General features: G+C 36.4%; 13 protein-coding genes. 11 read left to right on the top strand and 2 right to left on the bottom strand.

Features of this window, described 5'->3' with window-relative positions; translation table 11 throughout:
• Positions 1–19: 19 nt before the first annotated feature.
• Positions 20–796 (bottom strand): ferritin-like domain-containing protein, encoded by a 777-nt coding sequence (locus tag ACM55M_RS12670; protein WP_416858034.1) that lies wholly within the window; start codon positions 794–796, stop codon positions 20–22.
• A 621-nt stretch (positions 797–1,417) separates the two neighbouring features.
• Here ACM55M_RS12670 and ACM55M_RS12675 point away from each other — a divergent pair.
• From ACM55M_RS12675 to ACM55M_RS12725, 11 genes are all read left to right on the top strand, one after another.
• Complete coding sequence (locus tag ACM55M_RS12675) at positions 1,418–2,590, top strand: molybdopterin molybdotransferase MoeA (RefSeq protein ID WP_416858035.1); 1,173 nt, start codon at positions 1,418–1,420, stop codon at positions 2,588–2,590.
• 10 nt (positions 2,591–2,600) lie between these two features.
• Positions 2,601–3,344 carry a sulfite exporter TauE/SafE family protein gene (locus tag ACM55M_RS12680; protein WP_416858036.1) on the top strand — a complete coding sequence of 248 codons (744 nt, stop codon included), beginning with the start codon at positions 2,601–2,603 and terminating at the stop codon, positions 3,342–3,344.
• A gap of 18 nt (positions 3,345–3,362) precedes the next feature.
• A complete protein-coding gene (locus tag ACM55M_RS12685; RefSeq protein WP_416858037.1) occupies positions 3,363–3,926 on the top strand; it encodes a molybdenum cofactor guanylyltransferase in 564 nt (187 codons plus the stop codon).
• A 5-nt stretch (positions 3,927–3,931) separates the two neighbouring features.
• Positions 3,932–4,729 (top strand): uroporphyrinogen-III C-methyltransferase, encoded by a 798-nt coding sequence (gene cobA, locus ACM55M_RS12690; protein WP_416858038.1) that lies wholly within the window; start codon positions 3,932–3,934, stop codon positions 4,727–4,729.
• Positions 4,726–4,962, top strand: coding sequence for a MoaD/ThiS family protein (locus ACM55M_RS12695; protein WP_416858039.1), 237 nt, complete (start codon positions 4,726–4,728; stop codon positions 4,960–4,962). The genes cobA and ACM55M_RS12695 overlap by 4 nt, the downstream gene beginning before the upstream one ends.
• A gap of 100 nt (positions 4,963–5,062) precedes the next feature.
• Positions 5,063–6,142, top strand: coding sequence for a molybdopterin-synthase adenylyltransferase MoeB (gene moeB / locus ACM55M_RS12700; RefSeq protein ID WP_416858040.1), 1,080 nt, complete (start codon positions 5,063–5,065; stop codon positions 6,140–6,142).
• Between the two features lie 18 nt (positions 6,143–6,160).
• Positions 6,161–6,598: a molybdenum cofactor biosynthesis protein MoaE gene (locus ACM55M_RS12705; RefSeq protein WP_416858041.1), complete on the top strand. Its 438-nt coding sequence runs from the start codon at positions 6,161–6,163 to the stop codon at positions 6,596–6,598.
• Complete coding sequence (gene moaCB, locus ACM55M_RS12710) at positions 6,599–7,513, top strand: bifunctional molybdenum cofactor biosynthesis protein MoaC/MoaB (protein ID WP_416858042.1); 915 nt, start codon at positions 6,599–6,601, stop codon at positions 7,511–7,513.
• Entirely contained in the window at positions 7,500–8,507 is a 1,008-nt protein-coding gene (gene moaA / locus ACM55M_RS12715; RefSeq protein ID WP_416858043.1) for a GTP 3',8-cyclase MoaA, read from the top strand. The genes moaCB and moaA overlap by 14 nt, the downstream gene beginning before the upstream one ends.
• A gap of 419 nt (positions 8,508–8,926) precedes the next feature.
• Positions 8,927–9,394, top strand: a complete 468-nt coding sequence (locus ACM55M_RS12720; RefSeq protein ID WP_416858044.1) for a hypothetical protein — start codon at positions 8,927–8,929, stop codon at positions 9,392–9,394.
• A 153-nt stretch (positions 9,395–9,547) separates the two neighbouring features.
• On the top strand, positions 9,548–10,033 hold the full coding sequence (locus ACM55M_RS12725; protein WP_416858045.1) for a DUF3800 domain-containing protein: 486 nt from the start codon (positions 9,548–9,550) through the stop codon (positions 10,031–10,033).
• Between the two features lie 536 nt (positions 10,034–10,569).
• Here ACM55M_RS12725 and katG read toward each other — a convergent pair.
• Positions 10,570–12,822: a catalase/peroxidase HPI gene (katG, locus tag ACM55M_RS12730; RefSeq protein ID WP_416858046.1), complete on the bottom strand. Its 2,253-nt coding sequence runs from the start codon at positions 12,820–12,822 to the stop codon at positions 10,570–10,572.
• Positions 12,823–13,055: the final 233 nt, after the last annotated feature.

A 13,055-nucleotide genomic window follows, 5' to 3' on the forward strand; every position in this document is an offset into this window, starting at 1 on the left:
TTTTTTAATGTTTTTTGTATTACGGTAAGTATAAGGCCGTGAAAGTAGTTGTGATAAATCCTGCTGCAATTGTAATAACTTCTGATGGGTTTTTCTTTACATCAAGTCCTGTAGTAGTATCAACAACATCATCTCCTGCAAAATCTTTAGAATTTGGATTTATTAAACTCCTAATTGCAGATGCGTGTCTTGCTTCTACAGAAACTATTTTACCAGCTAGAAGTAAATAATCTGGATTGCTAATTAATCTTCCTGCACCATTGTAGGCTGCTACACCTGTGTCTTCTAGTGCTTTGGCAGTAGCTAATACCTGGGAACGACTGCTGAAATTTAAACTTCCATAATTAAATTCTAAATCAGGCAGTAACTGTTTTTTTGGATTAGGAAGAGCTCCAGTCAACGCTGTTTTAAAGAATTCGCGGTGAATTACTTCATGATAGTACAGATCCTGTAGCACTTGTTGATCTTCAGCTGTAAAATTGCTTGTGAATCCACTTGCATTTACAACTTTGGTATAAAAATCTGCTTCTAATTGTTCCAGAGCATAGGCATATGTCAATATACCTAAGTCACCTGCACCTAAATCAAACACACCATCTTTTGTTCCTGGAAAATGACCTTTTCCATATTTAGATGTAAGGGCGGTACTATTTGGACTAAGAATTAAATTGTCGTCATTGTTACAACTAGATAATAATAAACCAGTACTCAAAACGGTAAGACCGCTAATTTTGAGGAATTCCCTCCTGTTTTTGATAGAAGAATTCACTTCTTTAATCTGTACTACATTTTTCATAATTTAAACATTTAAAAAGTTATTAATTGTGTTAATAAATGACTTAGTAGGTGTATTATATTTGAGGGTATTTTCTGACATGAGTGTTTTACAAGTTTTATTTAATAGTTATTAAGTAATTTTGATGAACAATCCCAGTTACACAATAATTGATTAACATTAGTAAATTTAAATCGAGTAGGTTGGTTATTTTTAATAACGAGTTTTTTTTGAGGAGTATAAAATTAATAAAAAAAATCAACATAATTAAAGTAAGTATCTTAAATTCAAAAAGTTATAATTTTTTTAGGAAAATGCTTGCTAATATATTGAATCATCTTTTTTTGCTTTATGATTTATGTTTTTGAATTATAATAGGGTTAAGTTTCTTTTTTAAATATCCTATTTCTGGACTGGATAAAAATCTGTAAAAAAGAAATCTCAAAATATTTTCAAGATTTTGGGATTTATTTTTTACGGATTTTACAGATTTGGTGTTGCTTTGTTTGTTTTTTAATAAATAAAACGGTTTAAATCGTGCTATATTCATTTTGCATGCAATTATAGTTAATTGTTGGTTCAACTTCACATATTTACGTATATTTGCAATAAGTATTTTTACTTAGTTTTATTCAAAAATGTATGATACAAGTGGACCAAGCCTTATCGATTATTGCAGAAAATAGTTGCAAGATGCCTATTAGAAAAATTAAAGTGACTAAATCACTTGGTTTTATTTTGGCGGAAGCAATTTATTCTCCAATGGATATGCCGCCTTTCCGTCAATCAGCAATGGATGGCTACGCTTTTATGCATGGTGAATTGCAACAGTTTAACGTGGTTAGCACTTCACAGGCAGGTGATTTTTCGAATAAGAAAATAAAGAAAGATCAGGCGGTTCGAATATTCACTGGAGCTTATGTTCCGGATAATTTGGACACAGTTGTCATGCAGGAACATACTGCGGTTAAAAATAAAACGGTTGAAATTACCAAAATGCCTGACCGTTTTGCGAATGTCAGAAACAAAGGCGAGCAAATAAAAGAAAACGAACTTGTACTTAAAAATAATACTGTAATTACTCCGGCAGCTATAGGATTTTTAGCTTGTTTGGGAATTACGGAAATAACAGTTTATGCCAAACCAAAAGTAGCGATTGTAGTTACTGGAAACGAATTGGTAAAAGTGGGCAAAAAATTATCGGAAGGAAAGATTTACGAAAGTAATTCCATTATGCTTGAAGCTGCCTTGCAGGGAATTGGGATTAAAAAAATAGAAACATTTCGGGTAAAGGATAATTTGAAAGCAACAAAAAGAGTTTTAAAAAGTTGTCTTGCTGCTTTTGATGTTGTGATTGTTTCCGGTGGAATTTCGGTTGGGGATTATGATTTTGTCAAAGAAGCGCTTTTGTCTAATGGAGTAGAAGAGTTATTTTATAAAATTAATCAGAAACCGGGAAAACCGTTATTTTTTGGAAGAAAAGACAAAACGATAGTTTTTGCTTTGCCTGGAAATCCAGCTTCGACATTGACCAGTTTTTATATTTATGTTCATCCGGCGCTAAAAATAAATATGGGTTTTGAAGCGATTCATTTGCCAAAAATCAAAAGAAAAATAACTACCCAATTTGAAAACACATCAGGGAAAACCTTATTTTTGAAAGGTTTCTATGATGAGGAAAAAGTTACGGTTTTAGAGAGTCAAAGTTCTGCCATGCTAAATACTTTTGCAGTAGCGAATGCATTAATTTGTTTGCCATATGATGTGGTAAATATTGAAAAAGATCAGGAAGTAATGATTATACCAGTAAATTAATAGATTAAAGATGTCAATAGTAAATAATGATTTTTTGATTTTATTCGGCGTATTATTAGCGGTGGTTGCGTTTTTGTATTCTAGCGTAGGACATGGTGGTGCATCGGGATATTTAGCATTGATGGCGATTTTTGCATTCCCTGTTTCGGTGATGAAGCCTTCTGCCTTATTGCTTAATTTGTTTGTTTCAGGAATTTCTTTTTTCTTTTATTACAAAAAAGATTTTTTCAAACCCAAACTGTTTTATCCTTTCGCGATTACTTCGGTACCAGCGGCTTTTATAGGCGGAATGATTCCGTTAGAAAATAGTTTTTATAAAATATTGTTAGGAATCGTATTGATTCTGGCGGCGTTAAGATTGTTCGGTTTTTTTAATTCGAAAGAAGCAGAAAGCACTAAAATAAATATTCCGCTAGCTATGGCAATAGGTTTTGGAATAGGTTTGTTATCTGGAATGTTAGGTATTGGTGGTGGTGTTATCCTGAGTCCAATCATTCTATTACTGGGTTGGGCAACGTTAAAAGAAACGGCAGCCATTTCAAGTTTATTTATTCTGGTAAATTCTATTGCAGGACTTTCGGGCTATTTTATGGGGGACAAAACGTTTCCAACAGAAAGTTTTTATTTAGTTCCAATAGCTGTTTTCGGAGGGATGTTAGGCGCCTATTACGGTAGTGGCTTTTTTTCGAATAAGGTTTTGAAATATGTGTTGGCAACAGTAATCCTATTAGCGAGCGTGAAGTTGATTGTTTAAGTCAATAAATTATAAAGTATGCAAGTATCGATTCTTTGTGGAGGAAAAAGCAGCCGAATGCAATCGGAGAAAGGATTGGTGTTGTACCAAAACAAACCTTTTATCGAGCATGTTATTGAAGCGGTTTTGCCAATATCGAGTAACATTCAATTGATTACCAATACAAACGATTACGATTATTTAGCATACAAGAAAATAAAAGATATAATAGCTGATAAAGGACCTTTGGGCGGAATATATACCGCGCTGGTTCATTCAGAAACGGAGATGAATTTGATATTGAGTTGCGACATTCCATTAATTTCTACCGAAATAATATTGGAATTGATTGAAAAGCATGGTACAAATTTTGATGTTTCTGTTTTTAAAGATAATGATCGGATTCATCCTTTGATAGGAATTTATGCTACAACAGTAATACCTGTTTTAAAAAAGGCAATTGATGATAATGATTTGAAAATGATGCGCTTCATTTCAAATGTAAAACATCAATTGATTCCGATTCCGAATGCCAAAAAAGATCTGTTTAAAAATATAAATTCTGTTGCCGAGTTAAACGAATTGAATACCAATTTATCCTAGTTAAAATGAAAAATTCAAATACACCAAAATTGACAATCGTAGGGGCAGGTCCCGGAGATGTAGAGTTAATAACTTTAAAAGCAATCAAAGCATTGGAAAGTGCTGATGTTGTTTTGTATGATGCGCTTGTAAATGAAGAGTTGTTGCAGTATGCGACCCATGCAGAAATCATTTTTGTTGGAAAGCGTTTTGGTTGTCACGCGTACAGTCAAGATCAAATTAATGAATTGATTGTGACGATGGCTAAACGTTTTGGTCATGTCGTTCGATTGAAAGGCGGCGATCCATTTGTTTTTGGAAGAGGAAGTGAAGAGATAGAATATGCTCAAAAATTTGATTTAGAAACCGCTATTGTTCCTGGAATTTCATCTGCTTTAGGGGTGCCGGCGTCTAATGGAATTAGTCTGACACAAAGAAGAGTAGCCGAAAGTTTCTGGGTAATTACCGGAACTACTTCGGATCATAAATTATCTAAAGACGTATCTTTGGCTTCTCAATCATCAGCAACGGTGGTTATTTTGATGGGAATGAATAAATTGGACGAAATTATTTCGATTTATCAAAACAACAGAACCGATGATTTGCCTGTTGCCATCATTCAAAACGGAACAAAAGACACGGAGAAAAAAGTGGTGGGAACCATAAGTTCTATCACGAAATTAGTCGAAGAGCAACAACTTTCCTCTCCTGCAATTATTGTCATTGGTGAAGTGGTGCGAAATGCTTCAAAATTAACGACTTATTTTCAAGAGGAATTATCAGAAGAGGAGTTTATTTTTCAAAATTTAAATTTAACGGCATGATAGCAGTAAAATATTTTGGCGCCATTGCTGAAAAAACCAAAAGTCAAGGAGAAGAAATTTCTTTTTCTGATTTACCTTTACATCAATTATTATCATCATTAGAGCAAAAGTACCAATTGAGTCAACTTTCTTTTAGTGTTGCAATTAATCAAAAAATAGTACAGGATACAGCAAATTATATTCTGAAAAGCAATGATATTGTTGCTTTATTACCACCATTTGCTGGAGGGTAGAGATTTTTGATTTCAGATTAACGATTGTTGATTGAAGATTTAAAAAAAGTTAGCAATTCAGTAATAAATTTTTTGATTTTTTTTACTAAACCATAAATTTATGGAAACAGCACGATACAACCGACAAATTATACTTCCAGAAGTAGGTAATAATGGGCAACAAAAACTGCAACAGGCCAAAGTCTTGATTATTGGTGCCGGCGGATTGGGTGCGGCTGTTTTACCTTATTTGGCTGCAGCCGGAATAGGGGTAATTGGTATTATTGACGATGATAGAATCGAAGTGAGCAATTTGCAACGCCAAGTGATTTACAAAAGCAGCTCGGTGGGGAAAAGTAAAGTGCTGGAGGCAGCAGCAATGGCTTTGGACCTCAATCCTTCTATAAAAATAATTGCAATTACTGAAAAACTAGACTCGAAAAATGCAATTTCGTTATTCGAGCAGTATGATATTATGGTTGACGCCACGGATAATCTGAATACGAAATATTTGATTAATGATGCGTGTTGCGTAACCAATAAACCGTTTGTTTACGGTTCTATTTATAAATTTGAAGGGCAGGTTTCTATTTTTAATTATGAAAATGGACCTACATACCGTTGCTTGTTTCCAGAGGAAGCTAGCGAAGTTAGGAACTGTAATGATGCGGGGGTTATGGGAACATCGGTTGGAATCATCGGTATGTTTCAAGCGAATGAAGTATTAAAAATGGTTTTGGGAATAGGGGAGTTGTTATCTGGTAAACTATTGGTTTATAATATGTTGAATAACGAACAACAGAAGTATGATTTTTCAAAAACAGACACAAATACGATAGATACAGTAGCTTTCGAAAATAAATATACCTCAGTTGAAAGTGCAACTATTGAAATCAGTGCTGCTCTTGCATTGGAACAAATGCATCATCCGGAAGTTATTTTTCTTGATGTTCGAAATTCAGAGGAGTATCCAAAAATAACAATCAAAAATGGGCTTCAAATTCCGTTGGACCGTTTAGAATCTGCATTGCATCAGTTGGATATTAATGCGGAATTATTTGTTTTTTGCCAATCCGGAATTAGAAGTAAAAAGGCGGTTGAAATCCTTAGAAATAATAATTTTGCGACTGCCAAAAGTATTGCCGGTGGTGCGAAAGCATTAGGTGAAATACTGCATAAAGGAACTGTTTCTGTTTCCTAAAATATAAAAATAAAGATCATGAGTAAGAAAACTGTTTTCATTCAGGGACCAATTTCTTCGGAATTTATTGGGCAGTCGATTGAGAAACACCAATCGAAAACCACTATTGGTGCGCACAATATTTTTTTGGGTCAAGTCAGAGCCGATGAAATTGATGGTCAAACCGTAGCTGCAATTGATTACACCGCTTACGAAGAAATGGCTTACGAAGCACTGAACGTGATTAGAGAGAAAGCGTTCGCGCAATTCGATTTGATTTGCATGCATATTTATCACAGTTTGGGCGTGGTTAAAGCGGGAGAAATCTGTTTGTTTGTCTTTGTTTCGGCAACCAGAAGAAAGCAAGTGTATGAAGCCACGGAAACGATCGTGAATTGGATTAAAACAGACGTACCTATTTTTGGTAAAGAAATATTTGAAAACAGTACTTTTACCTGGAAGAAAAACACGTTATAAATGGTTGATATCACACATAAAATAAGTACGCTCCGAACCGCAACAGCAAAGGCAACAGTAATTGTGAGTCTTCAAGCCACTATTGATGCCGTTGTAAATAATCTGGTTCCTAAAGGAAACGTACTAGAAATGGCCAAAACGGCGGGTTTATTTGCAGTGAAAAACACGCATTTATCCATTCCGGATTGCCATCCTATCCCTATTGAATTTACATCGGTGGAATATCAAATCAACGCATTGAGCATTGATATTATTTTCAACGTGAAAACGGTTTACAAAACCGGAGTTGAGGTCGAGGCGATGCACGGTGCCTCCATTGTGGCGCTTACGATGTATGATATGCTCAAACCAATTGACAAAAATATCGAGATTTCAACCATTAAATTAATCAGTAAAGAAGGCGGAAAATCGTCTTTCAAAAATAGATTTCCATCCGCAATTAAAGCGGCAGTTTTCGTTTGTTCCGATTCTATTTTTGCTGGAGACAAGCAAGATCGTTCGGGTAAAATAATTGTCGAAAAACTGGAAGTTTGCGGAGTCGAAACGACGCATTACGAAATCATACCGGATGAAATTGATGTGATTCAGGAGCGAACTAAAGCTTTCGCAAAAGAAAATCAATTGGTCATTTTTACCGGTGGAACCGGGCTTTCGCCAAGAGACGTTACGCCGCAAGCATTGGAACCGTTATTAGAAACCAGAATTCCGGGAATTGAGGAAGCCATACGCAGTTATGGGCAACAGCGGATGCCGTATTCGATGCTTTCCAGAACCGTTGCAGGAACTTTAGGAAATTCGTTGGTACTGGCTTTGCCGGGTTCAACCAATGGCGCAAAGGAATCCATGGATGCCATATTTCCTCATGTGCTGCATGTTTTTCATATTTTAAAAGGCAAAAATCATGACACCAAATAATACTGTTTTAACGGATGATTTTGGACGTAAACACAACTATTTGCGTATTTCCTTAATTGAGAAATGCAATTTGCGTTGTACCTATTGCATGCCAGCCGATGGAATTGTATTAAGTCCAAAAGCGAGCCTGATGACGGCTGACGAAATTCACGCCATCGCCCAAACCTTCGTCACTAATGGTGTTGACAAAATAAGACTTACCGGCGGAGAACCGCTGTTACGAAAAGATTTTCCTGAAATTATAGCCAAACTGGCTTCGCTTCAAACCGAGATTTCCATCACTACAAACGGAATTCTGATTAATAAGCATATAGACGTTCTAAAGCAGTTTAACGTCAAGAAAATCAACTTGAGTTTAGATACTTTAGTGGCTTCCAAATTTCATTCGATTACGCTTAGAAACCAGTTTCAGAGTGTAATCGATAATCTGCATTTATTGTTGAACAATGATTTCAAAATCAAAGTAAATGTGGTTTTGATTAAAGGATTCAATGACGATGAAATCATTGATTTTATTAAACTCACCGAGTTTTTACCCATTTCGATTCGGTTTATAGAATTCATGCCTTTTGCAGGAAATGAGTGGGACAAGAGCAAAATGGTTTCTCAAAAAGAGATTCTGGATCAGGTGCAACATCATTTCCCGGAAACCCATGTAGAGAAATTAGAAGACGATAAAAACTTTACTGCCAGAGAATTCAAAATAAAAAACTACATGGGAAGTTTTGGGATTATCAGTTCGATAACCAATCCTTTTTGTGACGGTTGCAACAGAATTCGCCTTACGGCCAATGGGAAAATCAAAAACTGTCTGTTCTCTAACTCCGAAACAGATTTACTGACGCCTTTCAGAAATGGCGAAGCGATAGAAGACTTGATTGCTTTTGCCATCAAAAACAAAAAGAAAGTTCGAGCAGGAATGACTACTATCGAGCAGGTAAACAATCCCGCTTTGAATCAAGACAACCGTAGCATGATTGCTATTGGGGGTTAATTAAGGAGCTATTTACTTCGTCTGTTCGTTTCACTCGGGTCCGTGATTCGTTACAACCCATTTGGTCTCAAACCCTTTTTCTTAGCGCTGGCAGGAGCTTCTCCCGAAGTGTCGGGATTCGCTCTGCCACCACCAGAAAAAGTGGTTCTCTACCTGCATGGGGTTTTCACTGCTACCGGGGCTAGGGCATTTGTGGAAAAAACCGTGAATGCGGTTTCCCGTAAAGTTTACTATTAAGAAGGAATTATTTTTGAAAATAAGTTAATTATCAAAACTGATTTATCAGATTTTTCGGTAATTAAATACTACATTTGAAAGAAGTAATGTCTGACGATTATCAGTGCTACCTAACCGATTTAGGATGATAAGTATAATAACGTCAGTACTATATGCTAGTTATTCCTAATTATAAAGAAACTATGTACACATTTGAAGATAAGAACTCAAAAGATAGATTAAAGGATTTGCTTTTACAATACGAAGAATTTAAAAAAGATGACACATCATCAGTTAAAGCAACTGAACTATGTACTAATGCGTGGCATTTGGTTGATTGGGTTTTTGAAGAATACAAAGATGTCCATTTAATGTCTTCTATTGGAGATTTTAGAGAAACACTTTATCCTGAATGTGGATCACTAAAGATTATGCATGATATTGCTAATGGTTCAAAACATTCAAAAGTTTCTAGGCCAAAGGCCTCAATAAAGACAACTTTAAGACACGAAGGTCCATTTTCTAATGCTTTTAGTAGAGAATTTGATCAAATAAGTCTTGAAATAGAAATGGAGGATGGAACTATTTTATATTTTGTCGATGAAATTGAAATAGTAATCAAATTTTGGAAAGACCATTTTAAAAATAGGCTTGACATTGAAATAGAATAACTAGGTATGACCTTTGGCAATATGGCGGATTTAGGCTTATTTTAAAGATGGTTTTGTACTTGTAAAAATAATTGTTAACCGAAAGTCCAGGCTTACTTAATCCGCCACATCGCCAAGCGAATAAACGTTATACCTCATTTAAAAAAAAACAAAATGCAACAAAATATTACTGCATTTGCAGACGAATTTGGGAATAATTCTTTTGATTTTGAAAGTCAAGGGACACATTTTATCGTTGCAACAATAATTTGTAAAAATGAGAATTTAGAAAAACTTCGAAATGATATTGATTCGATTAGAAAACAACATGGTTTTCAAACTGGCGAAATGAAATCAAGTGGTGTTGCCCAAAATTATTCAAGGAGAAAAAGAGTTTTAGCTGACATTGCTAAACTAGATATAACAATTTACGCAGTAATAGTAGACAAAACCAAACTGAATGGAAAAGGATTTGCAATAAAAAAATCATTTTATAAATATCTTAATAATTTAGTTTATAAGGAACTTTATAGAACATTTCCAAAACTCGAACTTCCCCCAGCTAGCGCGAGCGTCACGCTCGTGCCCACAAAGGATTTATATTTTGGAAACATAATTAAATCATTAAATTATTGCGAAAAAAAAGAGAATAGAATTTGATTATGGGCACGAGCGTGACGCTCGCGCTAGCTTCTGGTATTTTTCTAGTCAAACTGAATTATTTTTTTTTTGAGGAAATATTGTAGTGCGATTGCTACGTTCCTCGCAGGGACTAGATTGTGGAAACGGTATTATGAAAAAAGTTCGTGATTCTTAGCCCTGATGATAGCGGCATCCTCGAAGCGTAGCGAAGAGATACAGCGAACAGCAGGAGGTTTCGTTCTTGAAAACTCCAGTGACTCTGCTCCTAAAGATAACCGCCCAGTTTACAGGAACTTTCTGCTTGTGCCTTGAAACTAAAATTCAAAAAAAATAACGATATCGTATTTGGTTTTAGATTTCTCCTTTGTCGGTCACGATACCATAAAAAGGATAAGGAGAATACGGACAGAGAGCGAATTTTTATTATTTTATGTTGTACTAAAAAACAGAAGCAAAAAGGAATTTAGGTTAAAATAGGAAAAACCAGATCAAAAGGAAAATAAAAAAGGTGGCCTGTTGCCAGACCACCTTAATACTATATTATAAGGCTGTAATTAGGCTAGATCGAAACGGTCCAGGTTCATCACCTTAGTCCACGCTGCAATAAAGTCCTTCACAAATTTTTCTTGCGAATCGACACATCCATACACTTCGGCAATGGCTCTTAACTCTGTGTTCGAACCAAAAATAAGATCCACACGTGTTCCAACCCATTTGATTGCACCTGTTTTACGATCCGTACCCACAAAGGCGTCGTCTGATTCTGAAACTGCTTTCCAAGTTGTGCCTAAATCAAGTAAGTTTACAAAGAAATCGTTTGTTAAAGCCTCGGGGCGTTTTGTGAAAACTCCGGTTTGAGACTGATCAAAGTTCGTATTCAGTACTCGCATACCACCAACAAGAGCCGTCATTTCTGGTACAGATAGTGTTAATAATTGCGCTTTGTCGATAAGTAATTCTTCGGCTGAAATCGTATATTTTGTCTTAACGTAATTACGGAAACCATCTGCTTGTGGCTCCAGAACTGCAAATGATGCTACATCCGTTTGTTCTTGTAACGCATCTGTTCTTCCAGGACTAAAAGGGACTTTCACCTCATGATTCGCATTTTTTGCTGCTTGTTCAATTCCCGCAGTACCACCTAACACTATTAAATCAGCAATGGAGACTTGCTTCCCGCCAAAATTAGCGCTGTTGAATTCTTTTTGAATTTTTTCAAGTGTTTCTAAAACTTGCTCTAATTGGGAAGGATTATTTACTTTCCAATCTTTTTGAGGTTCCAGACGAATACGGGCACCGTTTGCTCCACCACGTTTATCAGAACCACGGAACGTTGATGCAGAAGCCCATGCCGTAGAAACCAATTGAGAAACTGATAATCCAGAAGCCAAAATGGTTACTTTTAGGAAGTCAATGTCTTGGTTGTCAATTAATGGGTGTGTGTTTACAGGAATAGGATCTTGCCAGATTAATTCTTCAGCAGGAACTTCTGGTCCTAAATAGCGTGTTTTTGGGCCCATATCACGGTGCGTAAGCTTGAACCATGCTCTTGCAAATGCATCATTGAATTCGGCTGGATTCTCTAAGAAACGTCTTGCTATTTTTTCATAAGCAGGATCAAATCGCAGGGAAAGGTCTGTCGTCAACATAAATGGTTGGTGACTTTTGGAAGGATCATGAGCATCTGGCACTAAACCAGCTCCTGCACCATCTTTTGGTCTCCATTGGTGTGCACCCGCCGGACTTTTAGTTAATTCCCATTCAAAACCAAATAAATTTTCTAAATAGTTATTGCTCCATTTAGATGGAGTGGTAGTCCATGCGCCCTCTAAACCACTAGTAATTGTATGACCTGCATTACCTGTACCAAAGCTGTTTTTCCAACCTTGACTTTGTTCTTCGATACTTGCTCCTGCAGGTTCTGCAGTAACATATTTCTCTGGGTCTGCAGCGCCATGGGTTTTACCCAAGGTGTGTCCACCGGCACTTAATGCAACGGTTTCTTCATCATTCATTGCCATACGGGCAAAAGTTTCCCGAATATCATGCGCTGCTAGTACTGGATCTGGGTTTCCGTTAGGTCCTTCCGGATTTACATAAATTAATCCCATTTGAACGGCAGCAAGAGGTTGTTCTAATTCCCGTTCTCCATTGTAACGATTGTCTCCTAACCACTCCCGCTCAGAACCCCAATAGATATCTTCGTTTGGTTCCCATACATCTTCACGTCCGCCAGCGAAACCAAAAGTCTCGAAACCTGCCGATTCCAAAGCACAGTTACCTGTTAAAATCAATAAATCAGCCCACGAAATTTTTCTGCCGTATTTTTGTTTGATAGGCCATAGTAACAAACGCGCCTTATCTAAATTGGCATTGTCTGGCCAACTGTTTAGCGGTGCAAAACGTTGCGTTCCAGCTCCAGAACCACCACGTCCGTCAGCGATGCGATACGTTCCTGCGCTGTGCCAAGCCATTCGGATGAACAGACCTCCATAAAACCCAAAATCGGCTGGCCACCAGTCTTGTGAAGTAGTCATTAACTCCATGATGTCTTGCTTCAAGGCAGCAAAATCTAAAGATTTGAACTCTTCCGCATAGTTGAAGGTTTCTCCCATTGGGTTAGAGGATGCACCGTGTTGACGCAAGATGTTTAATTTCAATTGATTTGGCCACCATTCCCGATTTGCCGGAGCAGAACCAGAAGCTTGCTTTGCCGGAGTACCAACACTTGCACCATGATTAAATGGGCATTTGCTTTCAGTGTTCACATTGTAAGAAGATGCGATTGGGTTTGTATTATTTTCCATATTGTAAATGTTTTTATTTTCTAGATAACGAATTTACATATAAAAATCAGTGTTGATATTTATATTCAATAGATAAAAACTATAGTTCTTTTCTAAAATTCGTTAAGCAGCCAACTGATGGAATAATGGGGGATCAAAAAGGGGATGAGAACATCTGTATATTGATGTTGACTTTTTTGATAGAATAATGGGGCGCAAGTTTATTGTCAGTGATAATGCAATAAATTGATGTA

Origin of the sequence: Flavobacterium galactosi, from assembly GCF_048158585.1 — a bacterium.
Taxonomy (GTDB): domain Bacteria; phylum Bacteroidota; class Bacteroidia; order Flavobacteriales; family Flavobacteriaceae; genus Flavobacterium; species Flavobacterium galactosi.